Below are 18,468 nucleotides of genomic sequence, written 5' to 3'. Positions count from 1 at the left end.
ACAGGATACGCTGATCGGCCCGGGCATATCGCTGCGGGACATGGTGCCGGCCGACATTCCGGCAGTCCATGCGCTGGAGGTGCGGCTCTTTCCCGTGGACGCCTGGCCGCTGGAGATGTTCGTGAACGAGCTGTCCCAGCCCGAGACCCGCCGCTACCTGGTGGCAGAGGCAGCGGACGGAATCGTCGGCTACGCCGGCCTGATGTGCATCGAGCCGGTCGCGGACGTCCAGACCATCGCCGTCGTCCCGGAATACGAGGGCAGGGGCATTGGAACCGCCCTGCTCACAGAACTCATCAGCGAGGGCCGGCGGCGCGGCGCAGCGGACGTGCTGCTTGAGGTGCGGGCCGACAACCCCCGTGCCCAGCAGCTTTACCGGCGGTTCGGATTTGAGCAGATCCACGTCCGGCGGAGGTACTACCGCGACGGCGTCGACGCCCTGATCATGAGGCTCGAGCTGGCCGATGTCATGGCCGTGCACCAGGACATCGTGCACGGGGACACGGTTCACGGGGAGGCCGGGCAATCCGGCTCCGGACAGCATGACGCCGGGCAGCACGCCCAGACCACCCCCACGGAGGCAGACCAGCAATGAACCGTTCCCAGCCGCTCGTGCTCGGCATTGAATCCTCCTGCGACGAAACAGGCGTCGGGATCGTCAGGGGAACGGATCTTCTGACCAACACTGTGTCCTCCTCGATGGACGAACACGTCAGGTTCGGCGGAGTCATCCCGGAGATCGCCTCCCGCGCCCACCTCGATGCTTTCGTGCCCACGCTCCAGGCAGCGCTCGCCGAAGCCAACGTGACCCTGGCCGATATCGACGCCATCGCCGTCACATCCGGTCCCGGACTGGCGGGCGCCCTGATGGTGGGCGTGTGCGCGGCGAAGGCACTGGCCGTGGCCACGGGAAAGCCGCTGTACGCCATTAACCACCTCGTGGCCCACGTGGGCGTGGGCCTGCTGGACGCCAAAGCCGGAGCCCGACTGCCCGGGAATCTCGGTGCCCTGCTCGTCTCCGGCGGCCACACCGAAATCCTGCGGATCGGACGCATCACTGACGACGTCGAAATGCTCGGTTCCACGATTGACGACGCCGCCGGGGAAGCCTACGACAAGGTGGCAAGGATCCTTGGCCTGGGGTACCCAGGCGGTCCCGCCATTGACCGGATCGCCCGTGAGGGCAACGCGAAGGCTATCCGGTTCCCGCGGGGACTCACCCAGCCCAAGTACATGGGCACCGCCGAGGAGCCCGGCCCCCACCGCTACGACTGGTCCTTCAGCGGGTTGAAGACGGCCGTGGCCCGCTGTGTGGAGCAGTTCGAGGCGCAAGGCGAACCCGTCCCCGTGGCGGACATAGCGGCGGCGTTCCAGGAAGCTGTGGTTGATGTCATCACGTCCAAGGCCGTCCTTGCCTGCCGGGAGCAGGGCATCACCAACGTCCTGCTGGGTGGCGGCGTGGCAGCCAATTCGCGGCTCCGGCAGCTCACGGAACAGCGCTGCTCCGCAGCAGGCATCACGCTGCACGTCCCTCCGCTGGATCTCTGCACGGACAACGGAGCGATGGTGGCGGCCCTCGGCGCGCAGCTGGTGATGGCAGGGATTGCGCCCAGTGGCATCGCCTTCGCCCCGGATTCGTCCATGCCTGTGACCACAGTGTCAGCGCCGGCGTCCGAGCCAGTCAGAACGGCTGCCCGGGCCTAGCACCCAGGGCAGTTGGGAACGGCTGCCGCGCGCCTCCCAATCAGGGCGAAGCGCCGCCTGGCCGGAATGACCTAGCTAGGCGGTGGGGCCGTTCCGCATCTGCTTCACCAGGTCCAGCACCACGGCCTGGAGGTTCCCTCCGTTTTCTGCGGCCACACGCCGCTGGCGCTGATACCCGGCCCCGCGTTTGATGATTTTCTCGACGTCGGCGAGCTCATCCGGGCAGCCGAGCTTTGCCGCGATGGGTTCGAGCCGGTTCAGTGTTTCGAGCACGTGGTCGGTGACGAGCTGCTCGTTGCCTTGCGCGTCCAGGATGATGATGGCCTCCATCCCGTACCGGGCGGCACGCCACTTGTTTTCCTGGACGTGCCACGGAGGCATGGTGGGAATGGCGCCTCCGCTGTCCAGCGTGGTGGAGAATTCGTGGACCAGGCACTGGGTGAGGGCGGCCACGGCGCCCACTTCCTCCAAGGTCGCCAGGCCGTCGCAGATGCGCATCTCAATCGTGCCCAGGTTCGGCACCGGCCGGATGTCCCAGCGGATCTCGGAAAGTGTGTCGATCACGCCGGTGGTAAACATGTCCTGGACGTAGGACTCGTACTCTTCCCAGCTGGGGAACTGAAAGGGCAGCCCGGCCGTGGGCAGCTGCTGGAACATGAGGGCTCGCTGGGAGGCATAGCCGGTGTCCTCGCCACCCCAGAACGGGCTCGAGGCGGACAGCGCCTGGAAGTGCGGAAAGTAGTTGACCAGGCCGTCCAGGACCGGGAGCACCTTGTCCCGCCGGTCTATCCCCACGTGGACGTGGACGCCGTAGATCACCATCTGGCGGCCCCACCACTGGGTGCGGTCGATCAGCTTGGCGTACCGTTCCTTGTCCGTGACGGTCTGCAGCTGCGGAGGGCTGAAAGGGTGGCTTCCTGCAGAGAACACCTCAACGCCCATGGGGTCCGTGACTTCACGGACGGCGGCAAGGGACCTGTTCAGGTCCTCCTTCGCTTCGCCGGCGGTTTCGCAGATCCCGGTAACCAGTTCCACCGTATTCAGCAGCAGTTCCTGCTTGATGTGCGGGTGCTCGTCGTCCTCGTTCAGTTCCGGGTGCTTCGCAGCGACTCCCCGCAGGACCTGGTTCGCCACGGAGGCAAGTTCACCGGTCTGCGCATCAACCAGGGCGAGTTCCCATTCCACACCAAGAGTTGATTGCCGGGATGAAGCGAAATCAATCTTCATGTGTTCCTCTCGCTCTTCTGCTGTCCGGTTGCTGGCCGCTTCTGGCAGAACGGCTGGCAGGCGAACGGTCATTCAAGTCTAGTGCAGGGGTAGCATCGGAATGATGGCATGGCTACAGAGTGCGCGTGACAGTTTTCACAGAGCGTCTTCCGTCAACCCCTCCAACAACAGACCCACTAACAGACCAGCCGCGGCTGCAGCAGCTGTGGCGGTACTGCTCGCGTCGGCATCCTGCACGTCCGCGCCGCCGACGCCTCCAACGGAAACGTCCGGTTCCACCGCGACGCCCAGTTCGCCGGCAACGCCCAGTTTCCGGCAACAGCAGACGACGGCGGCACCCCCGGGGCCGGCAGCCCCGCCGAAGACTGCGGCCGGGAAGGGCGCCGCGCCCCTGGGCTGGGGGCCGCAGCAACGCGATCAGGATGCGGCGGCGGCAGCCGTGAGCCGGATGACGCTGAGCGAGAAGGCCGGGCAGGTACTCCTGCCGTTCTACACAGGTCTCAACCACGAAACCCAGGCCGCCACCGTGGAGCGGCTGCATCTTGCCGGCTCCATCATCATGGGCGACAACGTGCCCCTCACTGCCGCTGGGCACGTTGACGTCCGGGGCATGATGGCCGCCACCCGGCGGCTGGGGGAAGCATCCCGATCCGGCGGCAGGACGTGGCCCGGGCTGATTGCCGTGGACCAGGAAGGGGGACTGGTGTCCAGGCTGGGTGCCCCTCTCACCCGATGGCCGGCGCCCATGAGCTACGGGGCAGCCGGAAGCGTGCCGCTGGCGACCGAGGCGGGCAAGGCCCTGGCCGGAGAACTGGCCGCCCTCGGGTTCACCGTGGACTTCGCTCCGACCGCGGACACCACCCTCGGTCCGGCCGACCCCACTATCGGCGCCCGTTCCATGTCGTCCGATCCGACGGCGGCGGGCAACCTGAGCGTCGGCTTCTCCCGAGGCATGCTGGCAACCGGCGTGCTGTCCTCCGTCAAGCATTTTCCCGGCCATGGTTCCGTGACCGTCGACTCCCATAAGGACCTGCCGGTCCAGACAGCGACGGCGGCACAGCTGAAGGCCCGGGACTGGAGGCCCTTCCAGGCTGCCATCGCGGCCGGCTCCCCGATGATCATGACCGGACACATCGCTGTCCCCGCCCTTGAGCCGGGCGTTCCGGCGTCCCTGTCCAAGGCAAGCTATGCAGCGCTGCGGGGGATGGGGTTCAAAGGAGTGGCCGTCACGGACGCCCTGAACATGAAGGCGGTGAGCGCCCGGTATCCCCGCGGATCCGAAGCCCCGGCTGCACTTGCCGCCGGCGCGGACCTCCTGCTGATGCCGGCCGACGTGAACGCGGCCCACTCCGCCATCGTCAACGCCGTCGGGGCTGGCAGCCTTCCGCAGCCGCGGCTGGAGGAAGCCGCCCGCCGGGTGGTGACCATGATGATCTGGCGCGCGCGCACGGCTCCCCGGCAGCACGGGGCCGCCCCGGGCAGCGCGGAGGGCGTTTCGGCAAGGGTATCTGCCGCTGCCGTCACCGTTCTTTCGGGCCCGTGCCGGGGTCCGCTGGCGCCCGGCCGGCTCCGCCTGTCGGGCGGCACCGCCCAGGACCGGGCACACTTTGCCGCCGCCGCGAGGGAGGCAGGCATCACGCTTGGTGCCGGCCCGCTGGTGAGCCTCATCGGCTACGGCGGCGCCCCGGCAGGCGGAGACATCGCCGTGGCCCTCGATGCGCCCTGGCCGCTGGCCCGCTCAACCGCGCCCACGAAGGTGGCACTCTTCGGCCGGACGCCGGGGGCCTTCAAGGCGCTGCTGGCCGTGCTGGCCGGCAAGTCGAAGGCCCCCGGCAAGCTGCCGGCCGCCGTCGGGCCCTACCGCCAGGGCACCGGCTGCCGCTGACAGCCGACACTCAGGCGATTCCTTCACCGTCCCGCCCGCCGGGCCGAATGCCCGTTTAATGGAGGGGTGCCGATTCTGAACAAAGACATGACCCTGTGCATCTCGCTCTCGGCCCGGCCGAGCAACAACGGGACCCGCTTCCACAACTACCTGTATGACCAGCTCGGACTGAACTGGATCTACAAAGCCTTCGCGCCCACCGACCTCGCCCAGGCGATCGCCGGCGTCCGCGGCCTCGGCATCCGGGGCTGTGCCGTCTCGATGCCCTACAAGGAAGACGTGATCGCCCTCGTCGACGCCATGGACCCGTCAGCGAAGGCCATCGATTCGGTGAACACCATCGTGAACGACGGCGGCCGCCTCACCGCCTACAACACGGATTACACGGCGATCGAGCAGTTGCTGGAGCGCAATGCCGTTCCCAGCGAATCCTCGGTGCTGCTCAGGGGTGCGGGCGGCATGGCCAAGGCCACCGCGGCCGCCCTCCGGGATGCCGGCTTCAAAAATGTTACGATCATCGCCCGGAACGAGGCTGCGGGCCGGGCGCTCGCGGACCTCTACGGGTTCCAGTGGCGTGGCGAGCTGGGCGACGCCACGGCCGACATGATCATCAACGTCACGCCGATCGGCATGGCAGGCGGCGCCGAGGCCGGCTCGCTGTCATTCCCTATAGAAGCCGTCCAAGCCGCGAAGGTCGTCTTCGACGTCGTGGCCTTGCCGCCGGAGACGCCGCTGATCAAGGCCGGCCGGGAAGCCGGCAAGCAGGTCATCACGGGCGCGGAAGTGGCCACCATCCAGGCGCTCGAGCAGTTCGTGCTGTATACCGGCATCCGCCCCACCGACCAGCAGGTGCGGGACGCCGAGGCGTTCGTTCGGGCGCAGTAGCTTCGGGCGCAGCAGCCCTCCAGGGCGCGTCTCGTTATTGGCGCTTTCCTATGCGGCGGTGGATGGTGCCCAGTGTGGTGGTTTTGGCCAGTGTGGTGGTTCCCAGGTTTGTTGTTCGCTGGGGTAGTGGCGTCCGGTGGGTGAGATCCAGCCAGGTGGTGTGTCGCGGGTGGCGTGGGCGGGTCGCCAGGGTGTGGTGTGTTTGAGGCGGTGGTGTTTGGGGCAGGGCTGGGCGAGGTTGGTGATGCCGCTGCCGCCTCCGTCGGACCATGCCAGCAGGTGGTCCGCCTCATTGTCCAGGGAGTGGTTGTTGCAGCCGGGGAAGGGGCAGCGTCCGTCCCGGAGCCGCAGCCATTGGCGCATGGCTTTGGGGATCCGGTAGCTGGTGCGTCCGATCTCCAGCGGCGCCCCGTCACGCGGATCGGTCAGCACCCGCAGAAACGACGTAGCGCCCTCGCTGACGAGTCGGCGGGCCATGCTGGCGGGGATGGGCCCGTACCCGTCCAGCACCGCCGGCTCCTCAGTCTGGCCGAGCAACGAGAACACCGGGACGGTGACGAGGACCTGCGCCGCGCGCGACGGGGCTCCTGCAGCAACGCCTTCAAGCAGCCAGGCAGCGGTGACGTCGGCGCGCAGCTGCGTCAGGGTCCGGGTTTCCTCGGGGCCCCGCAGGGCGCGGGCCGCGGCCGTGGTGCGGTTCCAGATGCCGGCGGCCTGGTCTGCGGGCAGGTAGGCGGAGAGCCAGGCCATGCCGTCCCGGTCCGGGAGGTACTCCAGCGGGCGGTCCCGGGCGCTCCGGCGGTGGCGTGCCTCGATGCTTACCGGGTGGTGCCGCTCGCGCCAGGCACGTGCCTTGGCTCGGAACCTTGCCGGCACCAGGTCCCCGGCCGGGCAGCCCCGGGCAGCGCCGGGAGCGTCCGGGTCCAGGAAATGCGCCTCCAACGCCGCGGCTGCCGCCGGGTCCAGCCCTGAGGTCTCATCACACAGCACCCGGGCGTGCTGCCAGGACACCGTTCCCGCCTCCAGCGCGGCCAGCGTCAACGGCAGGTCAGTGCTGAGTGTGGCAGCTTCGGCCAGGAACCGTGCCGCCGCGCCTTCACTGACGGTCAGGGCGCATGCAACCTCGGCAACCACAGACATCTGCTGCGCAACCTCATCGCCCGCGTTCCCGGCCGGGGGTGCCACCGCCGTGGCAGTGGTGGCATATCCGGCCGCGAGGTGGACTTTCAGGGCGGCCAGGCGGGCTTCCAACCTGGACAGCGCAGTCAGTCCGTCCAGGCAGGCATCCGCGTGGTCACGAAGAGGATCAGCACCGATCTCGGCCGGGCCGCCCGTCCCGCGCCCGACACAAACAGCCACGTCAGAGACGGAGACTTCCATGGCCTCCACCGCCTCCACAATCGAACTGCCATCCATACCCCCAGCATGACGGCAGGCTCTGACAAAAACGCCGCCACCCCCGCCCGATACGACCAACGCGGATCGGATCCACCATGCGCGGCCTGGCCGCGGTCCCGAAAGGCGCCTTGTCACCTCCGGCGACTACGCAACGGCGCGGAAAGCGCCCGCCCGACCGCGAGCCATCTGCAGAACACACTGCGAGACCTACCAGACAGTCCTCTGCGCGCGGCCTTACATCGCCACCCCATTAGGAGACGCGGGTTAGACCGGTTCCACGGAGACGGCCACCCGCTCGTCACCGATCCTGGTGAGGACCAGGGTGGCTGTCTTTTTGCCGGCCTTCTTTCCACTGCCCTTGCCCGCCGGGAGGAGCTGCTTCCGGAGCTCCTCGGGGGTGACGGACGTGCCGCGCTTCTTAATGTCCAGCACGCCGATGCCGTGCTCCTTCACCCAGGCCTTGAGCCCCTTCACGCTGTACGGCATGACCTCCAGGACTCTGTAGGCCCGGGCGTAGGGGGTGTCCACTGCTTCCGGCGCGCAGATGTATGCGATGTGTTCGTCCACGAGGTGCCCGCCCAACTGCAGGGCCAGGTCGGCCACGAGACCCGCACGGATCACGGCGCCGTCGGGTTCGTAGATGTAGCCCTGGACCGGCCCGACGGGCGCAACAGGGCCGCCGTCGAAATCCTCCGCGCTGGTGAGTTCGGCGGCCCCCTGCGGACCGAGCAGCAGGGCGGCCCTCCGGATCCCCGGCCTGGCAACGGCGTTGAACCAGAGCGTTACCTCGGTGACGTCGCCGCCCACCGAAACCCACTGGGCCTCGCAGCCGGCCGGGATGGAATCGTGCGGCATGCCCGGCCCCATCTTGACGCCCACGGCGAGCCCGGAGGCCGCGAGTGATTCCACGAAGGACAGCGGCGGCGAGAAGGCCTCCGGGTCCCAGATCCTTTTGGTCCCGGACGTGGATGTGGTGCGCCGGGCCGGATCCAGCCACACGCCGTCGGCGTCACCGAGGGGAACGGACGTCGCATCCGAATGCACCACTGTGGCGTGCGGAAACGGAATGAGGTTGATGGTGGCGCACGCGGCCGTTGTTTCGTCGACCTCCACGGCCGTGACGGCGATATCCAGCGACGCCAGCGCCATGGCGTCCGCGCCCAGGCCGCACCCGAGGTCGGCCACGTGGCGTATGCCCGCCTCGGCGAAGCGCTGGGCATGCCTGGCCGCCACATTGAGCCGGGTTGCCTGCTCGAGGCCGGCCTGGGTGAAGAGCATCTGGCGGGCGAATTCGCCGAATTTGGCTTCGGCCCTGGTCCGCAGCCTGGACTGGGTGAGCACAGCCGACACCAGATCGGGGGAGTGCCCCTCCTTCCGGAGGCTGGAATTAAGCGCGAAGGACTCATCCTCGCGGTAGGGCCCCAGCGAGGCCAGCAGCTGCCATCCTTCTTCGGTGAGGAGCTGTGCGATCTGGTCCTGCGGTGCGTCAGACATGCCTTCAAGCCTAGTGGAGGGACCGGCGAGCGTGCCCGATAGGGTGGACTGAATGGACTCCAGTGCAACTCCCAGTCAAGATCAGCCTGCCGGTTCTCCCGATGCTCCTGCCGAGGTGGCCCGCTACCCGCAACTGTTCCGGTATGCGCGCCCGGCGCTGATTGCCGGGGTCGCTGTCGCCATCGTCTGCCTCCTGCTGCTGGTGATCATCTTCCTGCTGGACTCGTTCAACTCCACCGTCTACTCGGTGGGCGGCAAAGACATCCACGATGCGACCGACGAAGCCCGCCAGATCCGGGACCTGTATGCGGGGGCACGCGTCGGAGGCGTGGTGGTCCTGGGGGTCTCGGCCTTGACCGCCGCGGGCGCCGCCGTCGTCCTCGTCCGCCAGCGTAAAAATTCGCCAAAAAGCGACGACGACGGCGGCGAGGATGTCGGATTTGATGCCCTGGCTGGCCGGTGAACAGCGGCTTTCCGGCACTTAGGGCTGTTCACCGCAGATGAACATCTGGCACTCACCTTGACCGAGTGCTAACCCCTTACATAGAGTCATCATTAGCACTCTCCCTAGGAGGGTGCTAACACAAGAAGAACTGCCAGCCTGGCTGCTGCCGGCACCGCGACGACGGTCTGCTGCCAACGCACCACAGTTTTACTGCCCATGAATTTGCTGACGAAAAGGAGAGGTCCGAGTGTCGGTCTCTATTAAGCCTCTTGAGGATCGTATTGTTGTCCGCCCGCTCGAAGCCGAGCAGACCACGGCTTCCGGCCTGGTCATCCCGGACTCCGCGCAGGAGAAGCCGCAGGAAGGCGAAGTTGTCGCAGTAGGCCCCGGCCGCTTCGAAGACGGCAACCGCGTTCCGGTCGACGTAGCCATCGGCGACGTCGTTATCTACTCCAAGTACGGCGGAACTGAAGTCAAGACCGGCGGCGAAGAGTACCTCGTGCTGTCTGCCCGCGACGTTCTGGCGATCGTCGTTAAGTAACTCTCTGGATCCCCGTGCCGCTGATCCTGTCTGTTTTCATCAGACCGGTCGGCAGCACGGGGTTCTGTCTTGAAAGGACAAACCATGGCAAAGCAGCTTGCGTTCAACGACGCTGCCCGCCGGTCTCTTGAAGCCGGCATCGACAAGCTCGCCAACACGGTCAAGGTGACGCTTGGTCCCCGCGGCCGCAACGTCGTGCTGGACAAGAAGTGGGGCGCTCCCACGATCACCAACGACGGCGTGACCATCGCCCGTGAAGTCGAACTGGATGACCCCTACGAAAACCTTGGCGCCCAGCTGGCCAAGGAAGTAGCCACCAAGACAAACGACGTGGCCGGCGACGGCACCACGACGGCTACTGTGCTCGCGCAGGCACTGGTCAAGGAAGGCCTGCGCAACGTTGCTGCAGGTGCCGCTCCGGGCCAGATCAAGCGCGGCATCGAGGTTTCCGTCGAAGCCGTTGCTGCACGCCTGCTCGAGAACGCCCGTCCCGTCGAGGGCACCCAGGTGGCCAACGTGGCTGCGATCTCCGCGCAGAGCGACGAGGTCGGCGAGCTGCTGGCCGAAGCGTTCGGCAAGGTCGGCAAGGATGGTGTGATCACCATCGAGGAGTCCTCCACGACCCAGACCGAGCTGGTCCTCACCGAGGGCATGCAGTTCGACAAGGGTTACCTGTCCCCGTACTTCGTCACTGACGCGGAGCGCCAGGAGGCCGTCCTCGAGGACGCCCTGATCCTGATCAACCAGGGCAAGATCTCTGCTGTCCAGGAATTCCTGCCGCTGCTGGAAAAGGCCCTGCAGAGCTCCAAGCCGCTGTTCATCATTGCGGAGGACATCGAGGGCGAGGCCCTGTCCACGCTGATCGTCAACCGCATCCGCGGCACCCTGAACGTCGTTGCCGTCAAGGCTCCGGGCTTCGGTGACCGCCGCAAGGCCATGCTGCAGGACATCGCCACCCTCACTGGTGCACAGGTTGTCTCCCCCGAGCTGGGCCTCAGCCTGGACTCCGTCGGCCTTGAGGTGCTGGGTACCGCCCGCCGCATCACGGTCACCAAGGACAACACCACGATCGTTGACGGCGCCGGCTCGGCCGAGGACGTAGAGGCGCGCGTTGCCCAGCTGCGTGCCGAGCTGACCCGCACCGACTCCGACTGGGACAAGGAAAAGCTGCAGGAGCGGCTGGCCAAGCTGGCCGGCGGCATCGGCGTAATCAAGGTTGGCGCTGCCACCGAGGTTGAGCTGAAGGAAAAGAAGCACCGCATCGAAGATGCCGTGTCCTCCACCCGCGCTGCCCTCGAAGAAGGCATCGTGGCCGGTGGCGGTTCCGCGCTGATCCACGCCCTGAAGGCACTCGACGAGGACCCGGCAGTGACGGCCCTTGAAGGTGACGCGGCAGCTGCTGTTGGAATCGTCCGCCGTGCCCTGGTCCAGCCGCTGCGCTGGATCGCGCAGAACGCCGGCCATGACGGCTACGTCGTCACCGCCAGGGTTGCCGAACTCGAAACCAACAATGGCTTCAACGCCAAGTCCGGCGAGTACGAGGACCTGATCGCAGCGGGCGTTATCGACCCCGTCAAGGTCACCCGTGCAGCCCTCCGCAACGCGGCTTCCATTGCCGCGCTGGTTCTCACCACCGAGACCCTTGTTGCCGAGAAGCCTGCCGAGGAAGACGAGCACGCAGGCCACAGCCACTAGGCTGCAGCCCCGCACGGCGGCAGCCCCAAAGAGCCGGCCCAGCATCGCTGGGCCGGCTCTTTTGCTGTGGAAATCCCTGCTGTGGAAATCCGCTGACGTGCAGTGTGATCAGGCTGATTCTGCCCCCGGCCCTGGCGAGGGACACGCCGCACGCAGCTGCCGGTTTGGCCGCAAAGATCACGAATTGGTAACATGGATGTTTTGTGTGCCACCGGCTTTGAGGGGTTGTCTGTGCCAGTAGCGAGAAAGACGGGCCAGCGGGGGAACGAGTCACACCATCATGCCGGTGAGGTCACGCGCTCCGCTCAGGTGAAGGCAAAGCAGGGCTACCGCCCCGAGGTCCAGGGGCTCCGCGCCCTCGCCGTCCTCATGGTGGTCACCTACCACGTATGGCTGGGACGCGTCTCCGGCGGGGTAGACATCTTCCTGCTGATCTCCGCCTTCCTGCTCACGCTGTCCTTTGTCCGCAAAGTCGAAAACGGCAGGCCACTGCGCCTGGTCAGCCACTGGCTGCACCTCTTCAAGCGGCTGATTCCTGCCGCCGTCGTGGTGATTCTCGGTGTCCTGGCGGGCACCTGGCTGGTCATTCCGCAGAGCCGCTGGCCGGACGTCCTCAACGAGGCCTGGGCCTCACTGCTGTACCGGCAGAACTGGCTGCTCGCGGACACCGCGGTGGACTACTACGCCCAGAACCACGCGGGCGCCAGCCCGCTGCAGCATTTTTGGTCCCTGTCCATCCAGGGCCAGGTGTTCATTCTGTGGCCGCTCATCTTCGCCGGGGCCGCCCTCGTGTGGCGTCTGCTCAGGCGCCGGCGGGACATCAGCTACCGGCTCATCCTGCTCGTGGCCTTCGCCGGGATCTTCATCGCTTCCCTGATCTTTTCCATCGAACAGACCGCCACCAACCAGGCCTACGCCTACTTCGACACCCGGACCAGGCTCTGGGAGTTCGCGCTCGGCTCGCTGCTGGCGCTGTCCCTGCCATATCTGAAGCCGGGCAAGGCAGCGCGCGTGGTGCTGGGCTGGGCCGGGCTGGCGGCCATGATCTCCTGCGGCCTGGTGCTGACCGTGGACCGGTCCTTTCCAGGCTTCATCGCACTGTGGCCCACGCTGGCGGCCGCAGCCATTATCGTCGCGGGCCAGAGCGGCAGCCGGTTCGGCGTGGACCGCGTCCTGAGCTCCAGGCCGCTGGTTGCACTCGGGGACAACTCGTACGCGCTGTATCTCTGGCACTGGCCGCTCCTGGTTTTGGCGCTGGCCGGCACCGGAATCGACAAGCCCAACCTGGTGCAGGGCCTGGCCATCGTGGCCGCCTCCGTGGTCCTTGCCGTGCTCACCACCCGCTTCGTGGAAAAGCCGCTGCGGGAATGGCACTGGCCGCAGCTGCGGGCCTGGCGGACCGCCGTCGTGATCGTTGCCTGCGGCGCCTTGCTGGCCGGCCCCGTCTCTCTCTGGCAGACCAGGCTGACGGCGGACGAAGCGGCCGCCGCAGCGCAGCCGCGCGAACTGACCCCCGGCGCCGCCGCTCTAGCGCCCGAAAACGCCGGCAAGCCCACCCCGAAAGCCACGGTCATTCCCGCCCCCGCGGCCATGAAAAACGAATGGGCAGACATCGACGGCCTGTGCACGGATGGAAACGTCCCCACCGACCCGCTCCTCTCGGGATGCCTGCAAAACAGCCGGCCGGAGCACGTGAAGAAGCGGATTGTGGTGCTGGGGGATTCCCACGCCCAGCAGTACATGGCCGCGCTGGGGCCGATCGCCCGGGACCACGGCTGGGAAGTGGTCACGCTGCTCAAAGGAAACTGCCGCTTCGGTGCGGAATCGCCGGAGCGCGATGCCGAGTGCAACGCGTTCAACCGGGCCAGTGCCGCCTACGTGATGGAACACAGGCCGGATGCCGTGTTCACGGTGGCGTCGCTGACCCACAAGGAGGCGCCGTTCGAAACCGAAGTGCCGGGCTACGTGGAGGGCATCAAGCCGTTCACTGACGCCGGAATCGACGTGGTGGGCATCCGGGACAACCCCCGCTTCGCCATCAACATGCCCGAATGCGTCCAAAAGTATGGAGCCCAGGCGCCCGAGTGCAACGCCCCACTCGCCGAGTCCCTCGCATTGTCATCACCCTTGGATGACTACCGGGGCAAGGTGGACGGGCTCCACCTGATGGACATGAGCGACTTCATCTGCGCCGACGGCACCTGCCCGGCGGTGGTCGGCAACGTCTACGTCTATAAGGATGACAACCACCTCACCAAGACGTACGTGCAGTCCATGATTCCGATGTTCGAGAAGCGGCTGCTGGCCGCCACTGGCTGGAAATAGCAGGCTCTGAGAAACCGGCGGCGGCCGCCGTCACGTGCCATTGCTCACAAAGCCGTTCCGGAATATGGGGATCGCCGCGGAGGTTCTAGAATTTATTCAACACTTCTGCACAGGCCAGTCCCGTAATGACGGGCTGGTCATCAGTTGCAACCCCTACCCGTGAACCCATACCCAAGGTAAGAGGCGCACTCATGACCCAGCCCGAACATGACCCCTTCGGCTTCATTGGCCTGACCTACGACGACGTCCTGCTGCTTCCCGGCCACACCGACGTCATCCCGTCAGATGCCGACACGTCCTCCCGGATCTCCAAGCGGATCACGGTGCAGACCCCGCTGCTGTCCGCCGCGATGGACACCGTCACTGAGTCCCGCATGGCCATCGCCATGGCACGCCAGGGAGGCCTGGGCGTGGTGCACCGCAACCTGTCCATCGACGACCAGGCCGACCAGGTGGACCGCGTCAAGCGCAGCGAGTCGGGCATGATCACCAACCCGCTGACCATCCGCCCCGAGGCCACGCTGCAGGAGCTCGACGATCTCTGCTCCCAGTACCGCGTTTCCGGTCTGCCAGTGGTCGACGACGGCAACCGGCTGCTCGGTATCGTCACTAACCGGGACACCCGCTTCGTGCCGGAATCGGACTACCCGATCCGCCTCGTCAGCGACGTCATGACGAAGATGCCGCTGGTCACCGGCCATGTGGGGATCAGCCGCGATGAAGCGTCGCACAAGCTGGCCACCAACAAGATCGAGAAGCTGCCGCTCGTTGATGAGCAGGGCCGCCTCAAGGGACTCATCACCACCAAGGACTTCACCAAGGCCGAGCAGTACCCGCTGGCCACGAAGGATGACGAGGGCCGGCTGCGCGTCGGTGCCGCCATCGGCTTCTTCGGCGACGGCTGGGACCGGGCCATGAAGCTCGTCGACGCCGGCGTGGACGCCCTCTTCGTGGACACCGCCAACGGCCACTCCCAGGGCGTGCTGGACATGATCCGCCGGCTCAAGTCGGACCCCGTCGCGGCACACGTGGACATCATCGGCGGCCAGGCAGCCACGCGCGAAGGCGCCCAGGCGCTCATCGACGCCGGAGCCGACGGCATCAAGGTGGGCGTCGGCCCGGGCTCCATCTGCACCACCCGTGTAGTGGCCGGTGTGGGCGTTCCCCAGATCACCGCCATCTACGAGTCCGCCAAGGCCGCCATACCGGCCGGCGTTCCGCTGATCGCTGACGGCGGCCTCCAGTACTCGGGCGACATCGGCAAGGCGCTGGTCGCCGGTGCCGACACCGTGATGCTCGGTTCCCTGCTGGCCGGATGTGACGAGTCCCCCGGCGAGCTGATTTTCGTCAACGGCAAACAGTTCAAGAGCTACCGCGGCATGGGCTCGCTGGGCGCCATGCAGTCCCGCGGCAAGAACACGTCGTACTCGAAGGACCGCTACTTCCAGGCTGACGTCTCCGGTGACGACAAGCTCATCCCCGAGGGCATCGAAGGCCGCGTGGCCTACCGCGGGCCCCTGGCCTCTGTCGCCTACCAGCTCGTGGGCGGCCTCCGCCAGACCATGTTCTACGTGGGCTCCCCGTCCATCGCCGAACTGAAGGCACGCGGCAAGTTCGTCCGGATCACCCCGGCCGGCCTGAAGGAATCCCACCCGCACGACATCCAGATGACCGTCGAGGCGCCGAACTACGGCTCACGCTGATCCCCGGCGCTTCCCTGAGCTTGCTTCGCTGCGGCCAGGGAACCCGGGCGCCGTGGGCCCACCGGCGCTTCCCTGACCTTGCTTCGCTGCGGCCAGGGAACCCGGGGCGCCGTAGGCCCAGCAGTGGTGCGGACTAGGCTGAAGCCATGTCCGCACCAGTCCATCCCGCCGAACTCAATCCCAAACGGGACCCCCGGCGCAGGCTTGCCGTAAGGCCCTACGCCCGGGCAGTGGCTCAGGTGCTGCGGGTCAGCTTCCGGGCCTCGCCGGCGGCGGTCATCATGAAGGTCGCGGGCTCACTGATTTCCGCGACGCTGCCCCTCGTCACCACCTACTTTGCGGCGCTGACCACCACAGCACTCGCCGCGGCGTACTCCGGGGACGCGGCCGCGGGCCAGCAGGCCGTCGTCTACGTCATCATCACCGCCGCTCTCGGTCTTTTCTGGGGCGGCTTCAGTAGCGTGGACCGCTACATCCAGCAGCTCATGAGCTTCAAGGTGGGCGCGATCGTGGGCGACCTCATGTATGAGCGCTTCCTCGCCCTGGAATTCTGGCGCTACGACGACAAAGAAACCGTGGATCTCTACGACCGCGCCAAGAGGTTCTCTGATTCGTATGCCAGGGTCCTGGACCGGATCGCTGCGATCTTCACGCAGCTGGTTTCCGTGATCCTGGCGGTGGGCGCCCTCCTGCTGGTCAGCTGGTGGATCGCCGTGATCGTCCTGGTGGCCATCGTGCCCAGTGTCTACCTCCAGTTCAAACTGTCCCGCGAGCAGATTGCCCACTGGAACACCCAGGTGGATTCCCGCCGCCAGCGCAGGATGATCGAGACCAACCTCCTGCGCCCGCAGCACATCGCCGAAATGCGGCTGTACGGGATAGTGGGCTACCTCATGGACCTGCGTTCCCGGCTGCGTGACGCGGACGAACGGCGCCGGCTTGATTTCCAGAAGCGCTACATTCCGAAACAGCTGGCGGCGGACGCCCTGCAGTACGGCGCGGAAGTCGTGTCCCTGATCTGGGTGGTGGGCCAGATCATCGCCCGTGCCCAGCCGGTGGGGCAGTTTCTGTACGTGCAGCAGATCGTCAGCCGTGCGCTGTCCACCGCCAACAGTCTGGTCTCCTCCCTCAGCTCCATCGACGAGGACCTGGCCAACCTCAAGGACTATGAGCTGTTCATGGCGCTGCCGGTGCACTCCGACCATTCGCCGCCGCTGCTCAACGCTCCGGAAAAAGTTGAACTGCGCGATATCCGGTTCACCTACACCGGCAGTGAGCTGGAGGTCATCAAGGGCATCTCCCTGACGATCAGGGAGGGGCAGCATATAGCGATCGTGGGGGAAAACGGTGCCGGCAAGTCCACCCTGATCAGGATCCTGGCGGGGCTCTACCGGCCCGATTCGGGACAGGTGCTGCTCGACGGCGTTGACCTCGCCGCCGTCGACGTCACCTCATGGCACCGCCATCTGGCGGTCCTCAGCCAGGAGTTCCTGAAGTATGAGTTTGCCACCGCAGCGGAGAACATCTTTTTCGGCGATGTCGACTCGCCCCGCGACGACGCGCGGATCCGCCAGGCCGCGGCGGATGCCGAAGCGCTCGACTTCATCAACAAGCTTCCCAACGGCCTGGATAACCACGTCAGCAACTGGATGGAGGATCCGCGGGGACGGAAGGGGAGCGGCCTCTCCGGCGGGCAGTGGCAACGGCTGGCGATGGCCCGGAACTTCTACCGGAACGCCTCCTTCATGGTGATGGACGAGCCGACCTCCGCGATCGACGCACTGGCCGAGCACCGCATTTTCACCCGGCTCTTCGCGGACCGGAGCAGCACCATCATCGCCATCAGCCACCGCCTTGCCACCATCGAGAAAGCGGACATCGTCTACATGCTGGAGGACGGCCGGATCGTGGAGCAGGGCACGCACAAGGAACTCGTGGCGCTGCACGGACGCTACTTCAGGATGTTCGAATCGCAGCTGAGCCAGGGAGTCGGCACCGGTCAAGTAAAGTGGTCACGTGACTTACGAGATTGAGATTGGCCGTGGCAAGCGTGGGCGTCGTGCCTACTCCCTGGATGACATCGCGATCGTCCCCAACCGTCGTACGCGTGATCCCAAGGACGTTTCCGTCTCGTGGCAGATTGATGCCTACCAGTTCGACATGCCGGTCATCGCCGCTCCGATGGACTCCGCCATGTCGCCGGCGACGGCCATCGCCCTCGGTCGGCTCGGCGGACTGGGAGTCCTGGACCTCGAAGGGCTCTGGACCCGGTACGAGGACCCGCAAGCGGTTCTGGACCAGATCGCCGAGCTCGACGACGAAAGGAACAGCCCCGCCGTCACCCGAAAGATGCAGGAGCTGTACCGGGCACCGATCCAGCCTGACCTGATCACGTCCCGGCTGGCAGAAATCCGGGCCGCCGGCGTTACGGTCGCCGGATCGCTGACGCCCCAGCGCACACAGGAACACTACAAAACCGTGGTGGCCGCCGGCGTCGACATCTTTGTCATCCGCGGAACCACGGTCTCCGCCGAGCACGTGTCCAAAGACCACGAACCGCTGAACCTCAAGCAGTTCATCTACGAACTCGACGTGCCCGTTATCGTGGGCGGCGCGGCAGGCTACACGCCCGCTTTGCACCTCATGCGCACCGGTGCTGCCGGCGTCCTCGTTGGCTTTGGCGGCGGCGCCACCAGCACCACCCGTCGGGCTTTGGGGATCCACTCGCCCATGGCTTCGGCCATTTCGGACGTTACCGCCGCGCGCCGGGACTACATGGATGAATCAGGCGGACGGTACGTCCACGTGATTGCCGACGGCGGAATGGGCAGCTCCGGCGCCATCGTCAAGGCGATCGCCATGGGCGCCGACGCCGTCATGCTCGGCACCGCACTGGCCCGTGCCGACGAAGCACCGGGCAGGGGCTGGCACTGGGGCCAGGAGGCCCACCACCTCGAATCGCCGCGCGGCGACCGCGTCAACGTCGGTACGGTGGGTCCCCTCGAAGAGGTACTCTTCGGGCCCGGCCACCACACCAACGGCACGTCGAACCTGATCGGGGCGCTGCGGCGGTCCATGGCGACCACCGGCTACTCGGACCTCAAGGAGTTCCAGCGGGTCGACGTCGTCGTGTCGCCGTACGCGGGGTACTGACCCCTCCCGCCCC

The 18,468-nt window shown here is 66.7% G+C and carries 14 protein-coding genes; 11 read left to right on the top strand and 3 right to left on the bottom strand.

Annotated features, from left to right (window positions below; translation table 11 throughout):
- The first annotated feature begins 40 nt into the window (after positions 1–40).
- Positions 41–595: a ribosomal protein S18-alanine N-acetyltransferase gene (gene rimI / locus ACIP90_RS09625; protein ID WP_400578936.1), complete on the top strand. Its 555-nt coding sequence runs from the start codon at positions 41–43 to the stop codon at positions 593–595.
- Positions 592–1,704 carry a tRNA (adenosine(37)-N6)-threonylcarbamoyltransferase complex transferase subunit TsaD gene (gene tsaD, locus ACIP90_RS09620; protein ID WP_400578893.1) on the top strand — a complete coding sequence of 371 codons (1,113 nt, stop codon included), beginning with the start codon at positions 592–594 and terminating at the stop codon, positions 1,702–1,704. The genes rimI and tsaD overlap by 4 nt, the downstream gene beginning before the upstream one ends.
- Positions 1,705–1,779: 75 nt before the next feature.
- Here the strand turns inward: tsaD and ACIP90_RS09615 are convergent, their stop codons facing one another.
- On the bottom strand, positions 1,780–2,931 hold the full coding sequence (locus ACIP90_RS09615) for a glutamate--cysteine ligase (RefSeq protein ID WP_400578891.1): 1,152 nt from the start codon (positions 2,929–2,931) through the stop codon (positions 1,780–1,782).
- 448 nt (positions 2,932–3,379) lie between these two features.
- Here ACIP90_RS09615 and ACIP90_RS09610 point away from each other — a divergent pair, with 448 nt between their 5' ends.
- Both ACIP90_RS09610 and ACIP90_RS09605 read left to right on the top strand, forming a co-directional pair.
- A complete protein-coding gene (locus tag ACIP90_RS09610; protein WP_400578934.1) occupies positions 3,380–4,816 on the top strand; it encodes a glycoside hydrolase family 3 N-terminal domain-containing protein in 1,437 nt (478 codons plus the stop codon).
- 66 nt (positions 4,817–4,882) lie between these two features.
- On the top strand, positions 4,883–5,701 hold the full coding sequence (locus ACIP90_RS09605) for a shikimate 5-dehydrogenase (protein ID WP_400578889.1): 819 nt from the start codon (positions 4,883–4,885) through the stop codon (positions 5,699–5,701).
- 48 nt (positions 5,702–5,749) lie between these two features.
- Here the strand turns inward: ACIP90_RS09605 and ACIP90_RS09600 are convergent, their stop codons facing one another.
- Both ACIP90_RS09600 and ACIP90_RS09595 read right to left on the bottom strand, forming a co-directional pair.
- Positions 5,750–7,117, bottom strand: coding sequence for a DUF222 domain-containing protein (locus ACIP90_RS09600; RefSeq protein WP_400578888.1), 1,368 nt, complete (start codon positions 7,115–7,117; stop codon positions 5,750–5,752).
- Between the two features lie 246 nt (positions 7,118–7,363).
- A complete protein-coding gene (locus tag ACIP90_RS09595) occupies positions 7,364–8,593 on the bottom strand; it encodes an SAM-dependent methyltransferase (protein WP_400578886.1) in 1,230 nt (409 codons plus the stop codon).
- Between the two features lie 52 nt (positions 8,594–8,645).
- Here ACIP90_RS09595 and ACIP90_RS09590 point away from each other — a divergent pair, with 52 nt between their 5' ends.
- From ACIP90_RS09590 to ACIP90_RS09560, 7 genes are all read left to right on the top strand, one after another.
- Positions 8,646–9,056, top strand: coding sequence for a hypothetical protein (locus tag ACIP90_RS09590; RefSeq protein ID WP_400578884.1), 411 nt, complete (start codon positions 8,646–8,648; stop codon positions 9,054–9,056).
- A 229-nt stretch (positions 9,057–9,285) separates the two neighbouring features.
- Positions 9,286–9,579: a co-chaperone GroES gene (gene groES / locus ACIP90_RS09585; protein WP_214837451.1), complete on the top strand. Its 294-nt coding sequence runs from the start codon at positions 9,286–9,288 to the stop codon at positions 9,577–9,579.
- Between the two features lie 84 nt (positions 9,580–9,663).
- Positions 9,664–11,274 (top strand): chaperonin GroEL, encoded by a 1,611-nt coding sequence (gene groL / locus ACIP90_RS09580; protein ID WP_400578882.1) that lies wholly within the window; start codon positions 9,664–9,666, stop codon positions 11,272–11,274.
- 192 nt (positions 11,275–11,466) lie between these two features.
- Positions 11,467–13,599, top strand: coding sequence for an acyltransferase family protein (locus ACIP90_RS09575; RefSeq protein ID WP_400578880.1), 2,133 nt, complete (start codon positions 11,467–11,469; stop codon positions 13,597–13,599).
- 191 nt (positions 13,600–13,790) lie between these two features.
- Positions 13,791–15,302, top strand: coding sequence for an IMP dehydrogenase (gene guaB, locus ACIP90_RS09570; RefSeq protein WP_400578879.1), 1,512 nt, complete (start codon positions 13,791–13,793; stop codon positions 15,300–15,302).
- Positions 15,303–15,448: 146 nt separating this feature from the next.
- Positions 15,449–17,335 (top strand): ABC transporter ATP-binding protein, encoded by a 1,887-nt coding sequence (locus ACIP90_RS09565; protein ID WP_400578877.1) that lies wholly within the window; start codon positions 15,449–15,451, stop codon positions 17,333–17,335.
- Positions 17,319–18,455, top strand: coding sequence for a GuaB3 family IMP dehydrogenase-related protein (locus ACIP90_RS09560; protein WP_400578875.1), 1,137 nt, complete (start codon positions 17,319–17,321; stop codon positions 18,453–18,455). The genes ACIP90_RS09565 and ACIP90_RS09560 overlap by 17 nt, the downstream gene beginning before the upstream one ends.
- The last annotated feature ends 13 nt before the right edge of the window (positions 18,456–18,468 follow it).

Origin of the sequence: Arthrobacter sp. NPDC093139, from assembly GCF_044754165.1 — a bacterium.
Lineage (GTDB): Bacteria > Actinomycetota > Actinomycetes > Actinomycetales > Micrococcaceae > Arthrobacter.
This window is presented reverse-complemented; position numbering and strand designations above follow the sequence as displayed.

Excerpts from the sequence above, each read along its gene's own strand:
- rimI (WP_400578936.1), top strand. The coding sequence starts at position 41 with ATGGTGCCGGCCGACATTCCGGCAGTCCATGCGCTGGAGGTGCGGCTC.
- tsaD (WP_400578893.1), top strand. The coding sequence starts at position 592 with ATGAACCGTTCCCAGCCGCTCGTGCTCGGCATTGAATCCTCCTGCGAC.
- ACIP90_RS09615 (WP_400578891.1), bottom strand. The coding sequence starts at position 2,931 with ATGAAGATTGATTTCGCTTCATCCCGGCAATCAACTCTTGGTGTGGAA.
- ACIP90_RS09610 (WP_400578934.1), top strand. The coding sequence starts at position 3,380 with ATGACGCTGAGCGAGAAGGCCGGGCAGGTACTCCTGCCGTTCTACACA.
- ACIP90_RS09600 (WP_400578888.1), bottom strand. The coding sequence starts at position 7,117 with ATGGATGGCAGTTCGATTGTGGAGGCGGTGGAGGCCATGGAAGTCTCC.
- ACIP90_RS09595 (WP_400578886.1), bottom strand. The coding sequence starts at position 8,593 with ATGTCTGACGCACCGCAGGACCAGATCGCACAGCTCCTCACCGAAGAA.
- ACIP90_RS09590 (WP_400578884.1), top strand. The coding sequence starts at position 8,646 with ATGGACTCCAGTGCAACTCCCAGTCAAGATCAGCCTGCCGGTTCTCCC.
- groL (WP_400578882.1), top strand. The coding sequence starts at position 9,664 with ATGGCAAAGCAGCTTGCGTTCAACGACGCTGCCCGCCGGTCTCTTGAA.
- ACIP90_RS09575 (WP_400578880.1), top strand. The coding sequence starts at position 11,467 with ATGGATGTTTTGTGTGCCACCGGCTTTGAGGGGTTGTCTGTGCCAGTA.
- guaB (WP_400578879.1), top strand. The coding sequence starts at position 13,791 with ATGACCCAGCCCGAACATGACCCCTTCGGCTTCATTGGCCTGACCTAC.
- ACIP90_RS09565 (WP_400578877.1), top strand. The coding sequence starts at position 15,449 with ATGTCCGCACCAGTCCATCCCGCCGAACTCAATCCCAAACGGGACCCC.